The sequence below is a fragment of the Ruoffia tabacinasalis genome, from assembly GCF_005864045.1.
Classification (GTDB): Bacteria; Bacillota; Bacilli; order Lactobacillales; family Aerococcaceae; genus Ruoffia; species Ruoffia tabacinasalis.
Genome location: NZ_VBSP01000003.1, coordinates 47387 through 71739 on the forward strand (window position 1 = coordinate 47387; position 24353 = coordinate 71739).

The window sequence follows — 24353 nt, forward strand, 5'->3', positions numbered from 1 at the left end:
TGAGTATAATGGCTAAATTAGATTATCAAGAACAAATTAAAAATTTAAATGAAACTCAATATCAAGTAACACAAAACGAAGGAACAGAAAGACCTTTCACGGGTGAGTACGATGACTTTTATGAAAAAGGCATTTACGTTGATATCGTTAGTGGTGAACCTTTATTCTCAAGTAGTACTAAATATGATGCGGGTTGTGGTTGGCCGTCATTCTCACAACCAATCACAAAGACAAATATTGTCGAAAATACCGATTTAAGTCACGGAATGGTTAGAACTGAAGTAAGAAGTACCGATGCTGACTCACATCTTGGACATGTATTTAACGATGGACCACAAGATCAAGGTGGCTTACGTTATTGTATTAACTCAGCCTCATTAAAATTCATTCCTTTTGAAGAGATGGATGAAGCGGGTTACAGTGAATACAAAAGCCAGGTGGAGTAATTAGACTATGTATGAATTTATAGAAGGAATATTATACTCTGTTACACCACAATATATTGTTATCAATGTTAATGGGATTGGCTATAAAATTATTACAGCCAATCCTTTTCGTTGGCAAGACTACTTAAGTCAAACAGTTCAATGTCAAGTTGAGTTAGTTACTCGAGAAGATTCAATGACTTTATACGGTTTTTATGATGCGAATGAAAAACAATTGTTCCACAAGTTGAATAAAGTGTCCGGGATTGGACCTAAAAGTGCTTTATCTATCTTAGCTTTAGATGATCATGATGGCTTAATTCAAGCGATTGAATCAGGAGACAGCCAGTATCTCACGAAGTTTCCAGGTGTGGGTAAAAAGACAGCCCAGCAAATGGTCCTAGACTTGAGAGGACAATTAGACTTTGCCTCTGAAGTAGCTAAGAGTGACACAACACAAAACACAAGTGCATCAGATGAGATTAATGAGAAAGTCATCGAAGCGCTCGAAGGCCTTGGTTACTCGCAACGTGAAATTAAACGCGTTGAGAAAGCGATAAAAGCTGAGCAGTTTAACTCAACCCAAGACGGCTTGAGTTATGCTTTCAAATTATTAATTAAAAACTAACAAGGAGGGCAGAGTATGAGTCATGAAGACCGTATTTTACAAAACGAACCGTTAAATGAAGCAGAAGAAATGCAAGAGCAATTACTGCTTCGACCAAAATTACTCAAAGATTATATTGGTCAAGACAAATTAAAAAAAGAATTATCAGTCTATTTACAAGCAGCTAAAATGCGTGAAGAAGCGTTAGACCATATTTTAGTTTATGGCCCTCCAGGCTTAGGTAAAACAACATTAGCGATGATTATTGCGAATGAGTTAGAAGTCGGAATACAAACAACGAGTGGGCCAGCCATAGAAAGACCTGGGGATTTATTAGCAATATTGAATGAGTTAAATCCAGGAGACGTTCTCTTTATCGATGAGATTCATCGGCTGCCTCGTATTATAGAGGAAGTATTGTATTCTGCGATGGAAGATTATTTTGTTGATATTGTTATTGGACAAGGTTTAGCAAGTCAGCCAATCCACTTTGAATTGCCACCGTTCACACTGATTGGAGCAACAACGAGAGCAGGAATGCTTTCGCAACCTTTAAGAGACCGATTTGGGATTGTGTCTCATTTGGAATATTATAATACGGATGATTTAAAAGCGATTGTTAATCGAACAGCGAATGTCTTTCAAATTGAGATTGATGATCATGGCGCTCAAGAAATTGCCTTAAGAAGCCGAGGGACACCCCGTATTGCGAATCGTTTACTTAGACGTGTGCGAGATTTTGCACAAGTTAAAAGTAATGGTAGAATAACTCAATCAGTGACAGATGAATCTCTTCAAGTCCTTGATATTGATGAGTACGGACTTGATGGAGTTGATCGTAAATTACTGTCAACTATGATTGAATTGTATGATGGTGGACCGGTCGGCTTAAGTACGATTGCGATAAACATCAGTGAAGATACTGAGACAGTCATTGATATGTACGAGCCGTACTTATTACAGAACGGCTTTATCCAAAGAACACCCAGAGGCCGAGTGGCAACTAAAAAAACATATGAACACTTAGGCTACCCATGGATGGAAACGAAAGAGGAATAGAATGTTAACGACAAAAGATTTTGATTATGAATTACCAGAGCATTTAATTGCTCAAACACCCCTAGAAGACCGAAGCGCTTCGCGACTTTTAGTTCTTAATAGAGAAGATGACACACTTGAAGACACTGACTTTAAACATATCTTAGATTATTTAAACCCTGGAGATGCTTTAGTAGTCAATGAGACGCGAGTGATTCCAGCACGCATCTTTGGTGTGAAACCAGATACTGGTGGACATTTAGAAGTATTACTTCTAAATAATACTCAAGGGAACGAATGGGAAGTGTTAGTGAAACACGCTCGTCGTGCTAAAGTTGGAACGGTCATCGAATTTGGTAAAGAAGCTCAACTTCGCGCAGTAGTTAAAGAAGAGTTAGATCATGGTGGACGTATTATTGAATTTGAATACGAAGGTGTCTTTTTAGAAATATTAGAAACATTAGGTCAAATGCCACTGCCACCTTATATCAAAGAAAGACTCGAAGATCCAGATCGTTATCAAACGGTTTATGCAAAAGAAAACGGATCAGCCGCAGCTCCAACAGCGGGTCTACATTTTACGAATGAGTTATTTGATCAAGCAAAAGAAAAAGGAATCGAAATTATTCCATTAACGTTACATGTTGGTTTAGGAACATTTAGACCTGTATCGGTAGAGAAGCTTGAAGAGCATGAAATGCACGCTGAATTTTATAATTTAAGTGCTGAAAGTGCTAAACGCATTAATAAAATAAAAGACAACGGTGGAAAAATTGTTGCGGTTGGAACAACCTCAGTCAGAACTTTAGAAACCATTGCTCACGATAATAATGGAGACATTAAAGCAGGCTCAGGATGGACTTCCATCTTTATTACTCCTGGCTATGAGTTTCAAGCGGTGGATCATTTAATAACGAACTTCCACTTACCTCAATCGACGCTAGTTATGCTAGTCAGTGCCTTCTATAATCGAGAACGAACACTGCAAGCTTATAGACATGCGGTAGACAATGAATATCGATTCTTTAGTTTTGGAGATGCGATGTTAATTCTGTAAGTAAATTAGAGCGCTTTGTTGGATAAAACCAACAAGGCGTTTTTTCTCTCTCAAAGATTGAGGATAGAGGGAATAGGAGTGATATGGTATGATATTGACGAGAATGATTAGGAGGTGATCCGATGTTATTGAATGTTCAAAGTGAGTATTCACTTTTGAGTAGTACGTTAAGAATCAATGATTATATTAAAGAAGCGAAACGGTTAGGTTATGATGCGATTGGTTTAGCTGATAATCAAGTGCTTCATGGAGCGTTACAATTTTATACACGCGCGAATAAAATGGGTTTAAAGCCTTTAATAGGTTTAAACCTTACATTAATTGGCGGTATCAGACAAGACGAGCGTTACCCATTTATGCTCTATGCAAAGAGTGAAGCGGGTTATCACCATCTAATTAAAATATCAAGAATGGTTGAAAATAATCACATCGATGATTTAGACGTTTGGACTTATCTTGAACAACAAGCCACTGATTTAGTATATATATCATCGGGAAGACTGAGTGAGATGGAACAAGCCATTATTCATGAAGATGACAATCATGGCAGAGAAATAGTGACGTATCTTAATCAAGTATTCGGGAAAAATCATGTATTTATGGGAATGACCATCTATCCATACAATAAATCCGAAGTTGAGATGTTGTCACATTTTGCTCAAGCAAATCATATCCAACAAGTGGCAGCTCAATTAGTGAATTCATTAAATGTAGATGAAGCTTTCAGTTTACAAATCCTTGAAGCCATTAAAGACAATGAAACGATTGATCATTCACTAAGGTATTCAAAAGGATCAAACTTCTTATTTCCAAAAGAAACACTTCGATCAATGTATGTTGATAACGGATTACAAGAAGTTTGGGATAATACAGAAAAACTCGTAGCAACATTGAATGTGTCTATTGATTCGAGCCAATCTTATTTACCAAAGTATCAAGCCCCTGATAATTTAACGTCAGCAAAATATGTCAAAGCATTGACTTTCAAACAACTAGATACCATTGGTAAGGGTCAAGATGAAATATATATCCAACAATTAAATCATGAATTACAAGTCATTGACCGAATGGGCTTCAGTGATTACTTCTTAATTGTATGGGATATTATTAAATATTGTCACGAGAAAAATATTCGTATTGGACCAGGTAGGGGTTCTGCAGCGGGTTCATTAGTCAGCTATTTATTACAAATTACTCTAGTTGACCCTATCGAATTTGATTTATTATTTGAACGATTTTTAAACCCTGAACGATATAATATGCCCGATATTGATATTGATATTCCAGATAATAAAAGAGAATCAGTATTAAAATACATCCAAAAGAGATATGGGCGTGAGCAAGTGGCTCAAATTGTGACGATGGGAACCTTTGGTGCGAAAGCTTCGGTTCGAGATACTTTACGTGTCATTGGAGCGGATAGTGACCAATTAAAACGCTGGTCGCAAGCCATACCATCTGATCAAAATCAGTTAATGACCTTAGAGCGAGCAGTCAAAGAATCCAATTCCTTACAAGCAATTGTTTCAGAAAGCGAATTTAATCGAGACATCTTTAAAGCGGCACAAACTATCGAAGGGTTGCCTCGACATAACTCAACCCATGCGGCAGCAGTAGTGATTAATGATTTTCCGCTTGATTCGATTATTCCCGTTAAAGACCGTGAGAATGACTTGTTGATCACACAGTTTACAATGAACGATGTCGAACAAATGGGCTTACTGAAGATGGATTTTTTAGGATTAAGAAACTTAACAATTCTAGATAATATTATCCGTAATATTAAAACAAATAAAAACATCGATATCTTAGCCCAGGACATTCCGATGAATGATTTTGAAACGATTAAACTGTTTCAAGAAGCCGATACAAATGGTGTGTTTCAGTTTGAATCAGACGGAATTAAAGATGTTTTAAAACGACTGAAGCCAGAAAACTTTGAAGATATTGTCGCTGTTAACGCCCTGTATCGACCAGGTCCTATGAAACAAATTGATTCTTTTATTCGAAGAAAGCATGGCAAAGAAAAAATTGAGTACGTTAATGATGTCCTGGAACCTATATTGAATACGACTTATGGAATTATCGTCTATCAAGAGCAAGTCATGCGGATTGTTGTTGATATGGCTGGATTTTCTCTAGGAGAAGCGGATATATTACGTCGCGCTATGGGGAAAAAGCAAGTAGATGTCATGGAGAAAGAACGAGAACACTTTGTCAATGGAGCAATCAATAAAGGTCATACAGAGCACGCTGCTAAAGAAGTTTACAATTATATATATGAATTTAGTAATTACGGGTTTAACCGAGCACATGCAGTTGTTTACTCAACATTAGCCTATCAATTAGCTTATTTAAAAGCCAATTATACAGAAGAATTTTATCAAGCGATACTGAACAATGGACGTTCACAATCAACATCCTATAATCATTATATTCAAGAAGCCAAACATAGATTACAAAAGTTATTACCATTGGATATAAATAAAAGTGGGGCAGGATTTAATGTTGATGAAGGATTGCGTATCGGGTTTAATTCAGTTAATGGTGTGAGAGGTGAGCTTATTGACCACATCTTGGAAGATCGAAGTCAAATGGGGACATATAAAAGTCTATTAAACTTTCTACAAAGATTACCACTCAAGTTATTAAAAGCAGAGATGATATCGCCATTAATTTATGCCGGAGCTTTTGATGGTTTCGGAGCGAATCGAGCCACTTTAGTACACAATTTATCTGCCATGATTCAATCCGTTGAGTTTAGTGGACAAAATATTAATTTATTTCAAGAAATGGAACCAAAAATTGATTGGAAAGAAGATTATTCACTAATAGAAAGATTAAATTACGAAAAAGAAGCTCTAGGATTTACGATTTCTGGGCATCCACTTGACGCTTATAAAGATATTATTGAAAATGATCCAGATTTTATTAATATTTCCCAAGCCTTGAAGTCACCATTAAAGAAAAAAATAAAACTGATTGCGATGGTTCAAAATGTAAAAGTAATTCGAACTAAGAAAAATGATTTAATGGCTTTCTCTACAATTGGGGAAGAATTCTACTCTGTTGATGTGGTTGTTTTCCCAACGATTTATCAAAAAAGTATGCAATTACTGAAAGAGAATAATATATTAATTGTCGAAGGTACGGTAGGTGTTGACCGGCGCGAAAATTTACAAATCGTCGTTGATGCATTAAAACCCGTCAGTGAATATAAAAATAATCAGAAAACACCGCAACAAATGAATACCATTCGTCGTTGTTTTATACAAATAGAAGATTTCGCTCAAGACCAAGCAAAAATTGAGAATGTGAAGCAATTAGCCTTGGACAATTTTGGGCCAGCAGATATCATTTTAGTGGACCGAAATCGACGAACAATTCAATTAGATTCGCCCTATACGATTAGTTATAGTTACCGAGTGCAACAACAACTGAAAGAAATCTTCGGTCAAGAACGGGTAGTTTTTAAATAAATCATTGAATTACTGATGTTAAAGCAATGAAATGAAAATGAAAACGCTGCTTTCATAAAAAAAGAAATGAAATGATATGACTTTATATATGAATAATGATAAAATAACGGCAGTGGTAAAAATCTTACCAATCTGTATTATTGAATTAGAGGTGGAAAATGGAAATCAAACGTATTGCCGTTTTAACAAGTGGTGGTGATGCACCTGGTATGAACGCAGCTGTTCGTGCAGTTGTTGAGCAGGGGATTCATCATGGTTTAGAAGTTTATGGAGTATACTATGGTTATCGTGGTTTAGTAGAAGGGGATTTCCGACTACTAACACTCTCAGATGTGCATCATAACATTCGCCGTGGGGGAACAATGTTATATTCAGCACGCTATCCTGAATTTAAACACAAAGAGAATCAAGAAAAAGCAATTAGCCAATTAGAAAAATTTGGTATTGATGCTTTAGTGGTTATTGGTGGTGACGGATCATTTGCCGGGGCTTTAAGTTTATCTAAATTAGGTTTCCCAGCCGTAGGAATTCCTGGAACAATCGATAATGATATCCCTGGAACAGAATACACTATCGGGTTTGATTCAGCTGTCAGTGTCGCCTTAGACGCGATTGATAAAATTTCAGATACTGCTGCATCACATAATCGTACATTTGTTGTAGAAGTAATGGGAAGACACGCTGGAGATATCGCAATTTGGGCGGGTGTAGCTGCGGGTGCAGATGCAATTATTATCCCCGAAGAAGAATTCTTAATTGAAGATGTTGTTCGCCGTACAGAAGCAGGACGCTCAGCAGGTAAAGATTATTCACTTGTTGTTCTAGCTGAAGGGGCGATGGATGTTGACAATTTCGTTGAACAATTCCAAGAATTAGCGCCGGATCAAAGTGTTCGCGGTGTTACGTTATCACATATTCAACGTGGTGGAACACCTACGGCACGTGACCGTGTCTTCGCAACTTTAATGGGAGCTCGATCTGTTGACTTACTTATCGAAGGACAAAAAGCTATCTACTTGGGTGTTCGTGAAGAGCAATTAACTGTATTTGATATTGTAGAAACTTTAGAAAAAACTGAACACCATGTTAGACAAGATCTATTCCAATTAAATCAAGAATTAACTGATCGTGGAAACTAAATTTAATTAAAAGGGGAAATAATATCAATGAATATTAAAAAAACTAAAATTGTTTGTACTTTAGGACCAGCAAGTGACGCTCAAGAAACAATGGAGCAATTAATCGAATCAGGAATGAACGTTGCTCGTTTTAACTTCTCTCATGGTGACCATGAAGAGCAATTAGTTCGTTTCAACACTTTAAAAGCTGCTCGTGAAGTAACTAAACGTAACGTTGGTATCTTATTAGATACTAAAGGACCAGAAATCAGAACTCATTTAATGGCAACGGATATTGTTACATTAGAAAAAGGTAAAACAGTTCGCATTTCTATGGAAGAAGTTGCCGGTACTGAAGAAAGATTCTCTGTATCTTACGACCAATTAATTAATGACGTTAAAGTTGGCGGACACATCTTATTAGATGATGGTTTAGTTGATTTATTAGTTACTGAAATCGACCATGAAAATGGCGACATCGTAACAGAAATCCAAAACAACGGAATTCTTAAATCTCGTAAAGGTGTAAACGTACCTAACGTTTCACTTAACTTACCAGGTATTACTGAAAAAGATGAAAAAGATATTCGTTTCGGAGTACGCGAAGGAGCTGACTTTATTGCAGCAAGTTTCGTACGTCGTGCATCAGACGTTATGGAAATTCGTCAAGTACTTGAAGAAGAAGGACGTCCTAATGTTAAGATTATTTCTAAGATTGAAAACCAAGAAGGTGTAGACAACTTAGATGAAATTTTAGAAGTCTCTGATGGTATCATGGTTGCACGTGGTGACTTAGGGGTAGAAATCCCAACGCCAGAAGTTCCAATTGTGCAAAAACACATCATCAAAAAATGTAATGAAGCAGGTAAAGTTGTAATTACTGCAACTCAAATGCTAGATTCAATGCAAAGTAATCCTCGTCCAACACGTGCCGAAGCCGGAGACGTTGCGAACGCAATCTTTGATGGAACAGACGCTGTCATGTTATCAGGTGAAACTGCCGCAGGTGATTACCCAGTTGAAGCTGTTAAAACAATGTCAAGTATTGCATTACGTACTGAAGAAGCATTAGTTGGTCAAGATGCGGTTACTCTTAAAGAATATGACAAACGTGACTTAACTGAAGCGATTGGTCAAGCTGTAGGACATACTGCACGTAACTTATCTATTAATACAATTGTAGCAGCGACAAGTTCTGGACATACTGCTCAAATGATTTCTAAATACCGTCCACAAGCTAATATTATTGCAGCGACATTCGATAACGAAATTAGTCGTTCATTAACATTAACATGGGGAGTACAAGCTTTCGAAATCGAAGCACCAGGATCAACAGATGAGATGTTAGACTCAGCAACTCAATTGGTTCAAGAAAAAGGTTTTGCAAGTGAAGGTGACTTAATTATCATCACTGCAGGTGTTCCAGTAACTGAATCTGGTACAACTAACTTAATGAAGATCCAATTAATCGGAACATTGTTAGCGCAAGGTGAAGGTGTTGGTAGCGGAAACTACATCGGTAAAGCTGTTATTGCAAACTCTGCTGAAGAAGCAAATATTAAAACAGTTGTTGGTTCAGTATTAGTTGCTAAAAACACAGATGCTGATTACTCTGAAGCAATCAATAAAGCTGGAGCAATTATTGTTGAAGAAGGTGGAATTACTTCTCACGCTGCAGTTGTTGGACTTGAACGTGGAATTCCAGTTATTGTTGCAGTTGAAGGAGCATTATCTTCAATTAAAGCTGACGAATTAGTTACAGTAGATGCTCGTCGTGGACGCATTTACCGTGGAGCAACAGTAAGTATCTAATCTTACATTTTAATTAAGAGCACCATCAAATCTACGTATTTTAACTTCGATTTGATGGTGCTCATTTTTTATGAATTTGCGCATAAAATACAAGTAACAAAGATTATAAAGGATATATAATGGATGTTTAAGAAGAAATCCATGTCGACTTTATGTTAAAATAGAAATTAAATAGCAGTAAAAATTATAAGAAGGAGGGCTTAAATGGTTCAATTTGGAGAAATAATTGAAGCAAAAATTATAGATGAAAATGATCTAAATTATTTTGCCCAAAAAGACGGGATTACATTTACTATCCCAAAGGATTCTACTGAAGAAACTTATGAAAATGGTGAAATAGTAGAGGGATTAATCTATCAAGATAAAGACGAGACGAACATCTTGCAAGTAGAATTACCAGATATTCGTCCAGGTTATTATGGTTGGGGAAGAGTCATTCAATCAATATATAGTCTTGGAATTTTCGTTGATGTTGGTTTAATTAATAAAGACGTCGTAGTATCTCTGGATGTTTTACCAGAAGATAATAAAAAATGGCCTCGTCACGGAGATAAGTTATACTTAACATATCAAGTTGATAATAAAGACCGTTTTTGGGGTGTTCTAGCACAAGAAGAGGATTTTAATAAATTAAAACGCAAAGCACCAGCCCGTATGATGAATCAGGAAGTTAGTGCAACAGTAATAAGCAATAAAGGTGTGGGTGTTCAAGCGATATCTGTCGAAGGTTTCGAGATATTTGTTCATGAAAGTGAAATGGAACACCGACTTCGTGTAGGTGAGCCAGTACAATTAAGAATTATTCATGTTCATAAAGATGGTACTTTAAATGGATCTGCGAAACCACGTGCTTTTGAAGCATTAGATGATGATTCAGAAATGATTTATGCGGTCTTAAGTAAGACACCTGATAAATTCTTACCTCTACACGATAAATCAGATCCTGAGGAAATCAAAAATTATTTAGGGTTGAGTAAATCACAATTCAAACGTGCCGTTGGAAGATTGATGAAGAACGGCCGTGTTACACAAGAGAAGGAAAAAGGAATTTTTCTGAAGGATTAAAATAGGAGTGATTGAATGGATGAATTAATAGATGATTACGAACGTTATTTATTGATTGACCAAGGAAAATCACAAAACACCATCCAAAGTTACATGAGAGATTTGAAGAAGTTTGTTACATTTATTAATGAACAGGAACTTGTCGAAATTAATAATATTAATAAAGACACAATCCAATTGTATATTATAAGCCTAAACAAAGCGGGATTTGCAGCAAGTACAACGAATCGAATGATTTCGACTTTAAAAAATTTTTTCCATTATTTAATTAGGGAACAAAAGATGGATCATAACCCGATGGATCTAATCCAAGGGGCAAAGAATCGAAAACATTTACCAAAAACGTTGAGTTCAAAAGAAATTGATCGTTTACTTGACTCACCGGACGCGGAAACTAATAATGGTATCCGTGACCGCGCCATTTTAGAAGTCATGTATGCATCTGGTTTGCGAGTGAGTGAATTAACACATTTAAAGATAAATGAACTTCATTTGGAATTAGGTTTTATACAGACAATCGGTAAAGGGGATAAAGAACGAATTATTCCCATCGGTGAAGAAGCACTATTTTGGATTAAAAAGTATCTTGAGGAAGTTTATCCAGTTTATTCTAAAAAATCGACCGATTCTACCATTCTATTCTTAACCCAACGCGGTAAACAATTTACCCGTCAAGGAATTTGGAAAAATTTAAAAAAATATGTGAACTTGGCTGGAATCGACCACGAAGTGTCACCTCATATTTTGCGCCATTCTTTTGCGACACATTTGTTAGAGAATGGGGCCGATTTAAGAATGGTACAAGAACTACTTGGTCATTCAGACATTTCCACCACACAAATTTATACTCATGTATCCAAACAGCGACTACAAGAAATATATCGTAACTCATTTCCAAGAGCGATAGATTAAAGGAGTAAAAATATGACATTTGATAGAATACATTTATTAGTTATGGACTCAGTAGGTATTGGAGAAGCAGCAGACGCCAAAGAATTTGGTGATGTTGGCTCAAATACTTTAGGTAATATTGCAAACACGGTTGGTTTAAAATTACCAAACTTAACAAAAATGGGGTTAGGTAATATAGCGCCACTTAAAGGCATCGATCCAGTTGAAAACTCTACTGCGTATTTTACTAAATTGGAAGAAGTATCTGCAGGTAAAGATACAATGACTGGACATTGGGAAATCATGGGTCTTCGTATTGACCAACCATTCCGAGTGTTTCCGGACGGCTTCCCAGATGAATTGATTGAGAAGATTGAAACTTTTTCTGGGCGCAAAATTATCGGGAATAAACCAGCGTCTGGAACTGAAATTTTAGATGAATTAGGGCAACACCAAATTGAAACAGGTGATTTAATTGTCTACACATCAGCGGACTCGGTTCTACAAATTGCCGCTCATGAAGAAGTAATTCCATTAGAAGAATTATACAAAATTTGTGAGTACGCAAGAGAAATTACTTTAGAAGATCCTTATATGATTGGTCGAATTATTGCACGTCCATATCTAGGTGAAGAGGGTAATTTTGAAAGAACGAGTAATAGACATGATTACGCGTTAAGTCCTTTTGGAAACACAACTTTAGATTACTTGAAAGACGAATCTTTTGATGTTATTTCTATTGGTAAAATCGAAGATATCTTTAACGGTCAAGGAATTACCGAAGGTCACCGAACTGAAAGTAATATGGATGGTGTTGACAAATTAATTAAAGTGATGGATAAAGACTTTAAAGGCTTGAGCTTTACGAATCTAGTTGATTTTGACGCTAAATTCGGTCACCGTCGTAATACACAAGGATATGCAGACGCATTAGAAGATTTTGATGCACGCATTCCAGAAATGATTGACCACTTAGCAGAGAATGACTTATTAATTATTACTGCTGATCATGGAAATGATCCAACTTTCTCTGGAACCGATCATACACGTGAATATGTTCCAGTATTAGTTTATAGCAAAGCGATTAAAGAACCGAAAGAATTAGACGCAACATACTTCAGTGATATCGCTGCGACAATTTCTGCTAACTTCTCAGTGAAGCAAACTGAAGAAGGACAATCATTCTTAGACCAATTAAAATAAAAGGGGTATAAACTATGTTTACAGAAGCTATTGATTATATTAAAAGTAAAGGAATCACAGAACCAAAAGTAGGCTTGATTTTAGGATCAGGTTTAGGTGATTTAGCTGATGAAATTGAAGAGTCTATTCAACTTGATTATTCAGATATTCCAAATTTCCCAGTGTCAACAGTTGAAGGACATGACGGGAAATTAGTATATGGAAAACTTGCTGGGAAAAAAGTTATCGCTTTAAAAGGACGTTTTCATTATTATGAAGGCTATGACTTAGACAAAGTAACATTCCCTGTGCGTATCTTTAAAGAATTAGGTGTTGAATCAGTTATTATTACAAACGCTGCAGGCGGAGTAAATGAATCATTTAATCCAGGTGATTTAATGATTATTACTGACCACTTGAACTTTACGGGCTCTAACCCACTGATTGGTCAAAATATTAGCGAACATGGACCACGTTTTGTAGACATGACCGAAACATATAGTCAACGCGGTCAACAATTATTAAAAGACATTGCCAAAGATAATGACTTCCCGATTAAAGAAGGCGTTTATACTTGGTTTACAGGACCAACATATGAAACACCTGCTGAAATAAAAGCAACACGCGTGATGGGTGGAGATGCTGTTGGAATGTCAACTGTACCAGAAGCCATTGTTGCAAAACATTGTGGTTTAGAAGTATTTGGTATTTCTTGTATTACCAATCTAGCTGCTGGTATGCAAGCTGAATTGAATCACGAAGAAGTTGTAGAAGTTTCTACTAAAGTAAAACCAAGATTTAAATTACTTATTACAGAATTAATCAATCAAATTTAACCAATGCATTTGGAAAAAGACAGGGTAAATTTATAATGAGAAGATTTGTTTTGAAAGTGGCCAATTTTATATCTATGTCTACTAAAAAAACGAATTGAATTATAAAGGTATATCATGTCTTTTTTCAATGTGTTTGTTCATATATAGAATCAACTTAATATGCAATTTCTTGAAATAATTATCATAACATGGTAATATCACTCAAGTGATTAAGGGACGAGGAGGTTTCCATGTTAATTAGTTCAAAAAATAAAAACGAAAAAATTATATTAGGGTTACTTTCTTATACTTATGACGATGAGAAAGCGAATTTAAGTGAAATGAGCAATCTATTAGAGTCATACCGAGAAGATCCTAATTTTGATATTTTATTATATAAAAATGATGAAAGTGATAATTTTATCGGATTAATATGTATTGAAAAGAATACGTTAGAGTCTCAAAATGAAGATACACCATCATCGACAACGATTATCATACATCGAATTGCGGTTGTGCCTTCTTTCAGAGATGAAGGTATCGGTTATAAAATGTATGAATTACTGCGTAAGCAACACCCTAATGCGACGGTTATTGGATCGATGAATACGGTGGATATCTTAGCTAAATGGAGTACAAAATATAATCAGTCATTATAGAATTTACGAATGTAATGGGGAGATTGTTTGCAAAACACAGAATTAAGAATTGAATTAGAGTCATTTCAAGGTCCTTTTGACTTACTACTTCATTTGATTAAGCAGATGGAAGTAGATATCAATGATATTCCCATGACTGCGATAACCAATCAATATATCAAGTATATTGAGGCAATGAATGAGTTAGAATTAGATATTATTGGAGAATATTTGGTTATGGCTGCGACGTTGCTAGAGATTAAAAGTAATATCTTACTTCCGATTGAGCCAAGTCCAGATTATGAAGAAGATTACGATGAGGGCGATCCACGAGATATTCTTGTTCAACAATTGCTTTTATACCAACAATTTCAAACCGTCGCGACTCAATTACAAATCAAACAAGACGAGAGGGCGCGACTATTTTCACGTCCGATGGCTGATTTAAGTTCGTATCAAGAATTTGTCCCATTAGATGAAGATGCACTTTCACTGACTGATTTAGCTGAGGCGATGGCCAGTGTTGTTGAAAAAGCAGCGAGTCGAGAACCACTTGAAAGGCAAATTCAACATGAATCATTAACGGTCTCAGATCAGATGGATAAGATTATGGCCGCATTTCAATTTGATACAGATAATGATTCAGTGACTCTTGATCAATTTTTCCAATACGGAACACGTAATGAAATTATAACGACATTTTTAGCGATGTTGGAATTAGTAAGAAAGCAACATCTAATCTTTCTTCAAAAGAGTAAAGATGATCCAATCCAAATGAAGAAATTAGAGGAGTAAGATTTGTGAATGAGTTAATAAAGAGAGTATTTGGTATATTATTTGTAGCAGGTGATGACGGAGTGAGTCGGCAAGAGTTGGCTCAAAGTTTAGAAGAGCCAATAAGTAACATTGACGACTGTCTTGAACAGTTAAAACTTAATTTTCAAACGGATGATTCATCAGCGCTTGAAGTTGTCAATTTCAATCAAAGATACCGATTAATTACAAAAAAAGAATTGGCAGAAGATGTAGAAAAATATGCTCAAGCTCCATTTTCACAAAACTTAACAAGAGCATCGATTGAAACTTTATCAATCGTAGCCTATCGCCAACCAATTACGCGTATGGCTATTGACGAGATCAGAGGAGTTTCTTCGAGTAGTTTAATCCAGAAACTAATTTCTCGAGATTTGATCAAAGAAATTGGAAGGATTGAAGCACCGGGGCGTCCCGTATTATATGGGGTAACCGATTACTTTATGGATTATTTTGGTTTAAAGACATTAGATGATTTACCAGAAATTGAACCCATTGCATTAAATGCAGAACTTTCCTCCGAAGAATTGTTTGACTTGAAAGAATGGCCAATTGAATTATATGACGAAGAAAATAATCAGAATGAGGATGAGTAACTAAATGGAAAGATTACAAAAAGCAATGGCGAATGCGGGTGTCGCAAGTCGTCGTAAAAGTGAAGATTTAATCGTAGATGGACATGTAAAAGTAAATGGTGAATTAGTAACGGAACTAGGTACAAAAGTATCTAAGACGGATGTTATTGAAGTAGATGGCGTTCCAATTTATAAAGAAGAACCAAAATACATTATGTTATATAAACCAAAAAACGTTATCAGTGCTGTGAGTGATCCCACTGACCGTCAAGTAGTTGTGGATTTTATTCATGGTGTAGAAGAACGTATTTATCCTATTGGACGATTAGATTTTGATACAACTGGATTAATTTTATTAACAAATGATGGTGATTTTGCGAACTTATTAACTCACCCACGCTATAATATTGATAAAGTATATATTGCAACGGTCAACGGTATTGTTGACACAAAAGCACTGACTAAATTAGAGCAAGGTGTTATGATTGACGGTAAGAAAACTTCTAAAGCCCGTGCGAAAGTTATTTCAACAAATAAAGACAAGAAAACATCCGTTGTACAGTTAACAATACATGAAGGTTGGAATCACCAAGTGAAAAATATGTTCGAAGCCGTAGGGCATGAAGTATATCGCTTGAAACGTGAAAGATTTTCATTCTTAGATTTAGGTACTTTACAGCCAGGCGAGTGGCGTGATTTAACAGCTTTTGAAGTGGATAAGTTAAAGAAAATTGCTTTAGATGATTAAGCTTCAAAATTTTTTGTGATTATTCACAAAGGACTTGCCATATTCAAATGAATATGCTAAGATATAATTAAATAAAATACAATACGTCTTCAGGGCAGGGTGTAATTCCCGACCGGTGGTAAAGTCCACGAACTCGAGGCATCGAGCTGATCTGGTGAAATTCCAGTACCGACAGTAAAGTCTGGATGGAAGAAGATTAAATGATATACACTTTTTTTGAGTATATTCTTTTAAAGTACGTCTTTTTACCCTGGGAAAAATTAGGGTGAGAAGGCGTACTTTTTTAGTCTTGGGACGAAAAAGGAGAAGAAAAAATGCAAAAAAGATCACAGGTTAGAACGATGATGTTGTTGGCTATATTAGGTGCTTGGGGAGTTATTTTGAGATTCTTTGAATTCCCGATTTTACCAGCTGCACCGTTTCTAAAGATTGATTTTAGTGATTTAGCTGTTCTAGTTGGAATGTTAATTCATGGACCAGTTGGTATTGTTGTAGTCGCGTTTATCAGAGATGCTATTAACTATATTTTACAAGGTGGGCAGGCAGGTTTTCCAATTGGGGCTTTCATGAGTTTCACTGCTTCAGTTGTCATGTTTATTCCGACACACTTTATTTTAAATTCGCTTAAGAAAGTTAATTGGAAATTTAAAGCTGTTTTAATGAGTATTACTCTGACAGTTGGTTTAGTTGTTTCAATGTCGTTAATTAATTATTATGTTGCATTGCCCATTTATACAACGGTGTTGAATTTCCCAATTGATGATTACTTCGGTTATATCCTGGCAGTTGTAGCACCATTTAACTTAATTAAAGGTATCTTTTTAAGTGCAGGCCAAATTTTAGTCATCAAAATCGTTCCAAACTTATTAAGAAAAAGAAATACTATTTATCCTGGATATAATTTATTGAAAACAAATTAAAACAAATAGCATATAAGCAGGCGAGTTGTTCACTTAAATTGTGAATTGCTCGCTTTTTATTTGTTTATAGTTAAAGATTGTACTAAAATTATTACATGGAGATATCAATTTAAAACATAAAAAAACAGGACTAATAACGAATATATTCATATAGTGGTGGAATAAGCTGAAAATTAATGTATAATGTAGAATGATAAAGCAAACCTGTTTGTTCTATTACCATTGCTTTACAGATTCTTTTCAGTATGATGTTATTGACAATAGAAAGCTATTTTATTGGCAAAAAAAAGATTAAGTTATGGTAATATAATAGGGAAAGTTAACTATGTATTAAAATGAATCATCATTAACTATGCATATTTAGGAGGGATTCTTATGTCTAAGGAACAAGATAAAGATCAAGACGTTTTTGAATCTGAGGTTGAAGAAACTGTTGAAGAGACACCTTCAAAGAAAGAAAGCAAACCTTGGAATCGAAAATTTGGAGAAGATGAAAATTTAAAAAACCGTCAATATTCAAGAACTGCACGCAACCAACCAGCAAAAGAAGCGACAACACTATCTAAAGTATTGTTAGCTATTATTGTTATTACGGTAATTGCGCCTTTCTTATTGTTTATTTTTGTTAATGCACAATTAGATAATGACGAAATACCAAATCGTAGTGCTGAACAAATTAATTTTTCTAGAAATTCTGAGTTATCACAAGTGTCAAGTGCTGACGAAAGTGAATCAAGCTCGGACGAAAGTGACAGTGAAGAAGAGTCTAGTTCAGAAATTAGTAGAGAACCAATTGAATCAACTGAAGAAGTTGAATCTGAACCGGAATTACCACCTACACCAACTGAACCAGTAGTACCTGAAACACCTGTAGAGACACCACCTACAACGGGCGGAACATATACAGTTCAAGCAGGGGATTCATGGTATGCTATTTCTAGAAATACCGGCGTAGATCTTAATGCGTTATTAAGTGCGAATGGGGCAACAACTGATACAGCAATTTTCCCAGGAGACACAGTCGTATTACCATAGTAAAGAATATAAGTTGATAGAATAGAGATCTGGTAAAGGTCTCTATTTATTTTGATTAAAAGGAGAATTTTTAATGTCGAATTTTCAAATTGCCATAGATGGACCCTCTTCATCAGGGAAAAGTACTGTCGCACAAGCCATTGCTAAAAAACTTGATATTATTTATATTGATACAGGGGCAATGTATAGAGCGGTCACTTTAGCGGTTTTACAAGATAGTATAGAAGTAAGTGATGCTGAACGAGTGAAAAAAATATTACCAACACTTGATTTAACTTTTAAAAGATCAGATGAAGGTATTCAAGAAATGTATTTGAATCGTCAAAATGTCAGTCGTGAAATCCGATCTGATGAAGTCACAGCAAACGTATCAGAAATTTCTGCTTATCCATTTGTTCGGGAAAAGTTAGTGGAAGACCAACGTAATATGGCGAGTACCCATTCAGTTGTCATGGATGGCCGGGATATTGGGACTGTGGTTCTCCCAGATGCTGAGTATAAATTTTTCTTGAATGCCTCAGCTAAAGTACGCGCAAAAAGACGCTTCGATGAAAATGTTGAGAAGGGCTTATCTAATCAAACGCTCGAAGAAATCGAAAAAAGTATTATCGCACGAGATCATTATGATTCAAATCGCGAGCATAGTCCGTTGAAAAAAGCGGACGATGCCATCGAGTTAGAAACGGATCATTTATCCGTGGAACAAGTTGTAAATACAATAATTGATCATATTAAGAAATAAGTACTGTTAAATCGCTATTAAATTGTGATTTTACTAGACTGATGACTGAATATTTGATATGATATACTTATATACGGTTCTTAAATTATAAGAAGAACCACTATTTTTTAGGTAACGCTTAGGAGGAATTGGGTAAATGTCAGAGTTTGTAGAAAATCAAGAATTAAATGAAAATGAAGAAGTGGTTGAAGAGACAGAATCTACAGAGGTAGAAGAGTCTATGGAAACTATGGAAGACGCTTTAGATAGTGTTAAAGAAATTAAAGTTGGCGATACTGTTCAAGGTGATGTATTAGCCTTTGATGACAATCAAGTACGTGTTTCTATTCAAGAAAGTGGCGGACTTGAAGGAGTCATTCCACGCAATGAATTATCAGCTACACCTGTTGAAGAATTAACAGATGTTGTTAATATTGGTGATGAAATCGAATTAGTGGTATTAAAACCAATTAAAGATAAAGAAAACGGAAACTTTTTATTATCTAAAAAACGTGTAGATGCTAAAAAAGTTTGGGAAGAATTACAAGTTAAATTTGAAAACGAAGAAATTATCGAAGCACCAGTTAAAAACGTTGTAAAAGGCGGATTAGTTGTAGATGCTGGCGTACGTGGATTCGTTCCTGCTTCAATGGTTGAAGATCATTTCGTAGAAGACTTCACACCATATGTTGGACAAACTTTAAAATTCGTTATTGTTGAAATTGAACCAAGTGAAAACCGTTTAATTTTATCACATAAAGAAATTGCACGTAAAGAAAGCGAAGCAAAACGTGCTGAACGTTTAGCTGATTTAGAAGAAGGATCAGTTGTTGAAGGTACAGTAGCTCGCTTAGTAAACTTTGGTGCATTTATCGACTTAGGTGGAGTGGACGGATTAGTTCACATTAGCCGTATTGCTCACGAGCATGTTGATAAACCAAGTGATTACTTAACACCAGGCGAAACTGTTAACGTTAAAGTTCTTTCTGTTGATGAAGAAGATGGCCGCGTATCATTATCTATTAAAGATACATTAGCAGGACCATGGGATAACATCGAAGAAAAAGCTCCAGAAGGTTCTGAATTAAAAGGAACTGTTAAACGCTTAACTAGCTTCGGTGCATTTGTTGAAGTATTCCCAGGAGTTGAAGGGTTAGTACATATTTCACAAATCGCTCACGAACACATCGCGACACCTCACGAACGTCTTGAGGAAGGTCAAGAAATTGATGTTAAAGTATTAAGTGTAGATCCAGAACAAAACCGCTTATCACTTTCTGTGAAAGCATTATTGGATCAACCAGAAGGTATGGAAGAAGCTCCAGCTCCTGCAGCTAGCTCTAACAAACCTCGTCGTGAGAACAACAAACGTAACACAGGAAACAAAAAACAAAACCGTCAAAGAAACTTCCAAGACTCATCTGATGACAGCGATTCAGGATTTACATTAGCTGACATGTTAGGTGATCAATTAGACCAATTCAAAGGTGAATAGGAATAATATTTGACTTAAAGAACGAGGCTGACTTTTCATTAGTCAGTCTTTTCTTAATTTATGGAGGTGAAATGAATGAGTAAAGTGCCAGTAGTCGCTTTAGTAGGTCGACCGAATGTTGGTAAATCAACCATATTCAACCGACTCATTGGAGAGAGAGTATCGATTGTAGAAGACCATCCTGGAGTAACTCGTGACCGTATTTATGCGACAGGTAAGTGGATTGGTAAAGAATACCGTTTGATTGATACCGGTGGTATTGATATGAGTAATGAGCCATTAATGAATCAAGTGCGTTACCAAGCAGACTTAGCCATGGATGAAGCGGATGTCATTGTAATGGTGACGAGTGTCAGAGAAGGTGTCACTCTTGAGGATGAAGAAGTAGCCCAAAGATTACATCGAACAAATAAACCAGTTGTTCTAGCGATTAATAAAGCAGATAATCCTGAACAACGCCAAATGATTTATGATTTCTATACTTTAGGCTTAGGTGATCCTATCCCAATATCTGGTTCACATGGTACCGGAATTGGTGATTTATTAGATAAGATAGTGGAAATGTTTCCAGAAGATTCTAGTGATACAGATGACGATGATTCAATTAAATTCAGTTTTATTGGACGTCCTAATGTAGGTAAATCTAGTTTAGTGAATTCAATATTGAAGGAAGAACGTGTGATTGTATCAAATATTGAAGGAACCACCCGTGAGGCAGTTGATACTAAGTTCAAGACAGCTGATGGTAAAGAATATACAATGATTGATACCGCAGGGATTCGTAAAAAAGGTAAAGTTTGGGAAAACACTGAAAAGTATAGTGTTATGCGTGCCTTATCAGCAATTGAACGAAGTGATATTGTTTGTATGGTATTAGATGCTGAAACTGGAATTATCGAACAAGATAAACGTGTCGCAGGTTATGCTTATGAAGCAGGTAAAGGTATTATTATTATTGTTAACAAATGGGATGCCGTTGACAAAAGTAATAATAAGTTCGACGAGTTTACTAAAGAAATTCGTAAAGAGTTTCAATATTTACGTTTTGCACCTATCTTATTTGTGAGTGCAAAAACAGGACAAAGATTAAATAAACTACCTGAACTAATTAATATGATTCACGAGAACCGCGCAAGACGTGTTCAATCTTCTGTATTGAATAACGTAGTAATGGATGCTGTTGCGATGAATCCAACACCAACGGATAAAGGTAGACGCTTAAAAATCTACTATATGACACAAGTTGCGATCAACCCACCAACATTTGTTGTGTTTGTGAATGATGTTGAGTTAATGCACTTCAGTTATGAACGCTTTTTAGAGAATCAGTTACGTGAAAGTTTCTATTTTGAAGGTACTCCGGTACATATAATTACACGTGCGCGTTCATAATGCTTAAATATTAGTTTAGATTTACTCAAGAATAGTGTAAAACGTTGTATTATAAGCTTTTATGTGTTATTCTTATAAATGAAATATCCGTTAAAGAGATGTCGTATATTTCAAATATCTCAAATATGAGGATTTATATAAGGAGGAATACTAATGGCAAATAAAGCACAATTAGTAGAAAAAGTAGCAGAAAAAACTAACTTAACTAAGAAAGACGTAACAGCAGCGGTTGAAGCGTTATTCGAAACAATCGAAGAAACTTTAGCTTCTGGCGACAAAGTTCAAGTTATCGGTTTCGGTACATTTGAAGTTCGTGATAGAGCTGCTCGTAAAGGTCGTAACCCACAAACTGGAGAAGAAATTCAAATTCCAGCAAGTAAAGTACCAGGATTCAAAGCTGGTAAAGCATTAAAAGAAGCTGTAAAATAATTCAAGCTTTTAACCCCTAGAGCCACAAGGCTTTAGGGGTTTTCTTTTTGGATATTAGCGCTCTAGTGGACCAATTGTGGACTAAATATTTCTATATTATATCTTTTGTTCATTCCTCCCAATTTAAATATACGACACATAATATTCAATTATTCGCCGATTAATTTTGGCAACAATACATGTCGGTGGTATAATAAATAAGAATGAGTAAAGGAGGGTTTGATAATGACAATCCTAGATGAGATTTTAGAAGAATTAGGCAATGTAGATACCATTGAAGAACAACGGTTAGTTATTATTGATTATATAGAAAGAGCGAGTGAAGATAGTAGTTATATACCCGCACTAGAAAGCTTAGCCGATATACTATTCAAAACAGGATCAGTCGATCAAGGACTGACTGTATTAATTGAATTATTTGAATTAAAAAAATATAAGAAATATGCTAAGCAAATTGTGAGTAAATTGTACCAATATGAAGCCTATGACAAGGCGTACTTTTATTGGTTAGATTTAGCGAAATCCGACAATGAAGACCCTGAACTCAAATTATTGGAAGCAAGATTACTTAAAAAGCTAAATCGTCATACTGAAGCGATTGATATGTATCGCAAGATTATTAAAAGCTATCCGACACTAGGGGAAGCCTATGAAGATTTAGGAGATATTTACTTAGAACAGCAAAATATTAGTCAAGCAGAAAATTATTATAGAGCGGTGTATGAGTATTTAGATGATTATGAAAATATTCGTGATGTTCGACTGAAATTAGTTGAAGTTGAGTCTTTAAAAGAAATTATTGACTTAGCAGCTGTTGAAAAACTTGAAAAAGATGAGCGAATTCCATTAGAAACTGAAGATGAATTCTTCGTATTTGCTAATGTATATAAGACATTATTTCAATTCGATAAAGCGATTGATTACGCGAAAAAGGCACTACAAAAAGATTCGGATAATATAAATTATTCAATTCTTTTAATTGATTTATACAAAACTACTGGACAGAAATCTAATTTATATAAAGAATTAACATGGTCAGCTAAAACATTACCACCCTTAGATCCAATGATATTAAACATAGCAAAAGTAGCCGATGATGTGGATCATTTAAATGATGACATCATAGAAAAGCTCGTCGATTATACAAACTTAATTGATAATAGTGAAGATTTTTATTTGGCAATTAACATTATCGTAAATTATTACTTAAGTAAAAGTGATGCGGCACAGGCCTTACATTTTTTACGAGTATTTGAAGGGCAGCAAATTGATCATGAATATATGAGTTATCATTTTGCGATTGTTTATGAAGCTTTGGGTCTTAAGGATAAAGCAGAAGAAGATTATTTAATTGCACTTGATTACTTACTTCCTCACGAGGAATTAGCTTTCCGTCTAGCTAATTTTTATTTTACGAATAAAGAAGTTGAGAAGGCATTAGAAGTCGTGAATCAATATAACAATACGTTTTATGATATACCAAAATTAAAAGCTTTGAGTAAAGAAATTCAATCTAAAAATGACTTATCTGACTTAGATGAATATAAAGAGTGGGAGTAAGAAAATGGAGAGAAATGAAAGGAAAAGACAATTTTTAAAATGGTTAATTTCAAATTACCAACATTCTAATCCGTCTGTGAATTATTTATTGCAATTTCTATCAACAAATTCTGAGCTAATGAATAATATACTATTCTCTGAAGGGGCAAAGTATGCTCCTCGTGGAATTTACATTTCCTTTAATCCGAATACACAACTGCCTTTTATGTATTATAAAGAACAGCTAAGTTATACATTGAGCGACCAAGCCTTTCATGATATTCGCTTGAATCATCGTTTTTCAAAGCAAGATTTTTATGTCGAAGTGGATATTCCTCATCTTTATCAACAACTGTATAGGTTTGATGTTTTTGAAGATAATCCGTATATCCCGGAAAATCTACAATTTTTGATGGACTTAGAAGATAGTCTATATCAGATTTCATTGGAGACGAAACTGTCTTTATTAAATAAAGATTTAAATACCGCTTTAGAGAAATACGATTTTGATAAAGTGAGTTATTATTTAAAACAAATTGAAAAATTGAAAGGTGAATAA

At 35.3% G+C, this 24353-nt stretch carries 23 protein-coding genes and 1 riboswitch; all 23 genes read left to right on the forward strand.

Going from position 1 to position 24353, the window contains the following annotated elements; translation table 11 throughout:
- Window positions 1-8: 8 nt before the first annotated feature.
- Window positions 9-446: a peptide-methionine (R)-S-oxide reductase MsrB gene (msrB, locus tag FEZ33_RS01905; RefSeq protein ID WP_138403700.1), complete on the forward strand. Its 438-nt coding sequence runs from the start codon at window positions 9-11 to the stop codon at window positions 444-446.
- Window positions 447-453: 7 nt separating this feature from the next.
- Complete coding sequence (ruvA, locus tag FEZ33_RS01910) at window positions 454-1053, forward strand: Holliday junction branch migration protein RuvA (protein ID WP_138403701.1); 600 nt, start codon at window positions 454-456, stop codon at window positions 1051-1053.
- 15 nt (window positions 1054-1068) lie between these two features.
- Window positions 1069-2091 (forward strand): Holliday junction branch migration DNA helicase RuvB, encoded by a 1023-nt coding sequence (gene ruvB / locus FEZ33_RS01915; RefSeq protein WP_138403702.1) that lies wholly within the window; start codon window positions 1069-1071, stop codon window positions 2089-2091.
- 1 nt (window position 2092) lies between these two features.
- A complete protein-coding gene (gene queA / locus FEZ33_RS01920) occupies window positions 2093-3127 on the forward strand; it encodes a tRNA preQ1(34) S-adenosylmethionine ribosyltransferase-isomerase QueA (protein WP_138403703.1) in 1035 nt (344 codons plus the stop codon).
- Window positions 3128-3249: 122 nt separating this feature from the next.
- Window positions 3250-6606 carry a DNA polymerase III subunit alpha gene (locus FEZ33_RS01925; RefSeq protein WP_138403704.1) on the forward strand — a complete coding sequence of 1119 codons (3357 nt, stop codon included), beginning with the start codon at window positions 3250-3252 and terminating at the stop codon, window positions 6604-6606.
- Window positions 6607-6770: 164 nt separating this feature from the next.
- Complete coding sequence (pfkA, locus tag FEZ33_RS01930; protein WP_138403741.1) at window positions 6771-7745, forward strand: 6-phosphofructokinase; 975 nt, start codon at window positions 6771-6773, stop codon at window positions 7743-7745.
- Window positions 7746-7778: 33 nt separating this feature from the next.
- The gene (gene pyk, locus FEZ33_RS01935; protein WP_138403742.1) at window positions 7779-9536 is read left to right on the forward strand and encodes a pyruvate kinase; all 1758 of its coding nucleotides are present in this window, start codon (window positions 7779-7781) and stop codon (window positions 9534-9536) included.
- 204 nt (window positions 9537-9740) lie between these two features.
- Window positions 9741-10601, forward strand: coding sequence for a S1-like domain-containing RNA-binding protein (locus FEZ33_RS01940; RefSeq protein ID WP_138403705.1), 861 nt, complete (start codon window positions 9741-9743; stop codon window positions 10599-10601).
- Window positions 10602-10616: 15 nt separating this feature from the next.
- The gene (gene xerD, locus FEZ33_RS01945; RefSeq protein ID WP_138403706.1) at window positions 10617-11513 is read left to right on the forward strand and encodes a site-specific tyrosine recombinase XerD; all 897 of its coding nucleotides are present in this window, start codon (window positions 10617-10619) and stop codon (window positions 11511-11513) included.
- A gap of 12 nt (window positions 11514-11525) precedes the next feature.
- Entirely contained in the window at window positions 11526-12695 is a 1170-nt protein-coding gene (gene deoB, locus FEZ33_RS01950; RefSeq protein WP_138403707.1) for a phosphopentomutase, read from the forward strand.
- Window positions 12696-12709: 14 nt separating this feature from the next.
- Window positions 12710-13510, forward strand: a complete 801-nt coding sequence (locus FEZ33_RS01955; protein WP_138403708.1) for a purine-nucleoside phosphorylase — start codon at window positions 12710-12712, stop codon at window positions 13508-13510.
- A 230-nt stretch (window positions 13511-13740) separates the two neighbouring features.
- Window positions 13741-14148 (forward strand): GNAT family N-acetyltransferase, encoded by a 408-nt coding sequence (locus tag FEZ33_RS01960; protein WP_138403709.1) that lies wholly within the window; start codon window positions 13741-13743, stop codon window positions 14146-14148.
- 27 nt (window positions 14149-14175) lie between these two features.
- Window positions 14176-14922, forward strand: a complete 747-nt coding sequence (locus FEZ33_RS01965; protein WP_138403710.1) for a segregation and condensation protein A — start codon at window positions 14176-14178, stop codon at window positions 14920-14922.
- Between the two features lie 5 nt (window positions 14923-14927).
- Entirely contained in the window at window positions 14928-15536 is a 609-nt protein-coding gene (gene scpB / locus FEZ33_RS01970) for an SMC-Scp complex subunit ScpB (protein ID WP_138403711.1), read from the forward strand.
- Between the two features lie 4 nt (window positions 15537-15540).
- Entirely contained in the window at window positions 15541-16263 is a 723-nt protein-coding gene (locus FEZ33_RS01975; RefSeq protein ID WP_138403712.1) for a pseudouridine synthase, read from the forward strand.
- Between the two features lie 81 nt (window positions 16264-16344).
- Window positions 16345-16464, forward strand: a riboswitch (FMN riboswitch).
- A gap of 113 nt (window positions 16465-16577) precedes the next feature.
- A complete protein-coding gene (locus FEZ33_RS01980; RefSeq protein WP_138403713.1) occupies window positions 16578-17183 on the forward strand; it encodes an ECF transporter S component in 606 nt (201 codons plus the stop codon).
- A 375-nt stretch (window positions 17184-17558) separates the two neighbouring features.
- On the forward strand, window positions 17559-18218 hold the full coding sequence (locus tag FEZ33_RS01985; protein ID WP_138403714.1) for a LysM peptidoglycan-binding domain-containing protein: 660 nt from the start codon (window positions 17559-17561) through the stop codon (window positions 18216-18218).
- 73 nt (window positions 18219-18291) lie between these two features.
- Window positions 18292-18960: a (d)CMP kinase gene (cmk, locus tag FEZ33_RS01990; RefSeq protein ID WP_138403715.1), complete on the forward strand. Its 669-nt coding sequence runs from the start codon at window positions 18292-18294 to the stop codon at window positions 18958-18960.
- Between the two features lie 136 nt (window positions 18961-19096).
- Entirely contained in the window at window positions 19097-20434 is a 1338-nt protein-coding gene (gene rpsA / locus FEZ33_RS01995) for a 30S ribosomal protein S1 (protein ID WP_138403716.1), read from the forward strand.
- Window positions 20435-20509: 75 nt separating this feature from the next.
- Window positions 20510-21826, forward strand: coding sequence for a ribosome biogenesis GTPase Der (gene der, locus FEZ33_RS02000; RefSeq protein WP_138403717.1), 1317 nt, complete (start codon window positions 20510-20512; stop codon window positions 21824-21826).
- Window positions 21827-21979: 153 nt separating this feature from the next.
- The gene (gene hbs, locus FEZ33_RS02005; RefSeq protein WP_138403718.1) at window positions 21980-22255 is read left to right on the forward strand and encodes a non-specific DNA-binding protein Hbs; all 276 of its coding nucleotides are present in this window, start codon (window positions 21980-21982) and stop codon (window positions 22253-22255) included.
- Between the two features lie 225 nt (window positions 22256-22480).
- Window positions 22481-23815, forward strand: coding sequence for a tetratricopeptide repeat protein (locus FEZ33_RS02010; protein ID WP_138403719.1), 1335 nt, complete (start codon window positions 22481-22483; stop codon window positions 23813-23815).
- A gap of 4 nt (window positions 23816-23819) precedes the next feature.
- On the forward strand, window positions 23820-24353 hold the full coding sequence (locus FEZ33_RS02015) for a YpiB family protein (protein ID WP_138403720.1): 534 nt from the start codon (window positions 23820-23822) through the stop codon (window positions 24351-24353).

Excerpts from the sequence above, each read along its gene's own strand:
- der (WP_138403717.1), top strand. The coding sequence starts at position 20,510 with ATGAGTAAAGTGCCAGTAGTCGCTTTAGTAGGTCGACCGAATGTTGGT.
- FEZ33_RS01955 (WP_138403708.1), top strand. The coding sequence starts at position 12,710 with ATGTTTACAGAAGCTATTGATTATATTAAAAGTAAAGGAATCACAGAA.
- FEZ33_RS01980 (WP_138403713.1), top strand. The coding sequence starts at position 16,578 with ATGCAAAAAAGATCACAGGTTAGAACGATGATGTTGTTGGCTATATTA.
- FEZ33_RS01960 (WP_138403709.1), top strand. The coding sequence starts at position 13,741 with ATGTTAATTAGTTCAAAAAATAAAAACGAAAAAATTATATTAGGGTTA.
- msrB (WP_138403700.1), top strand. The coding sequence starts at position 9 with ATGGCTAAATTAGATTATCAAGAACAAATTAAAAATTTAAATGAAACT.
- FEZ33_RS01985 (WP_138403714.1), top strand. The coding sequence starts at position 17,559 with ATGTCTAAGGAACAAGATAAAGATCAAGACGTTTTTGAATCTGAGGTT.
- xerD (WP_138403706.1), top strand. The coding sequence starts at position 10,617 with ATGGATGAATTAATAGATGATTACGAACGTTATTTATTGATTGACCAA.
- FEZ33_RS01975 (WP_138403712.1), top strand. The coding sequence starts at position 15,541 with ATGGAAAGATTACAAAAAGCAATGGCGAATGCGGGTGTCGCAAGTCGT.
- cmk (WP_138403715.1), top strand. The coding sequence starts at position 18,292 with ATGTCGAATTTTCAAATTGCCATAGATGGACCCTCTTCATCAGGGAAA.
- deoB (WP_138403707.1), top strand. The coding sequence starts at position 11,526 with ATGACATTTGATAGAATACATTTATTAGTTATGGACTCAGTAGGTATT.
- FEZ33_RS02015 (WP_138403720.1), top strand. The coding sequence starts at position 23,820 with ATGGAGAGAAATGAAAGGAAAAGACAATTTTTAAAATGGTTAATTTCA.
- FEZ33_RS01940 (WP_138403705.1), top strand. The coding sequence starts at position 9,741 with ATGGTTCAATTTGGAGAAATAATTGAAGCAAAAATTATAGATGAAAAT.
- FEZ33_RS02010 (WP_138403719.1), top strand. The coding sequence starts at position 22,481 with ATGACAATCCTAGATGAGATTTTAGAAGAATTAGGCAATGTAGATACC.
- hbs (WP_138403718.1), top strand. The coding sequence starts at position 21,980 with ATGGCAAATAAAGCACAATTAGTAGAAAAAGTAGCAGAAAAAACTAAC.
- queA (WP_138403703.1), top strand. The coding sequence starts at position 2,093 with ATGTTAACGACAAAAGATTTTGATTATGAATTACCAGAGCATTTAATT.
- ruvA (WP_138403701.1), top strand. The coding sequence starts at position 454 with ATGTATGAATTTATAGAAGGAATATTATACTCTGTTACACCACAATAT.
- ruvB (WP_138403702.1), top strand. The coding sequence starts at position 1,069 with ATGAGTCATGAAGACCGTATTTTACAAAACGAACCGTTAAATGAAGCA.
- rpsA (WP_138403716.1), top strand. The coding sequence starts at position 19,097 with ATGTCAGAGTTTGTAGAAAATCAAGAATTAAATGAAAATGAAGAAGTG.
- FEZ33_RS01925 (WP_138403704.1), top strand. The coding sequence starts at position 3,250 with ATGTTATTGAATGTTCAAAGTGAGTATTCACTTTTGAGTAGTACGTTA.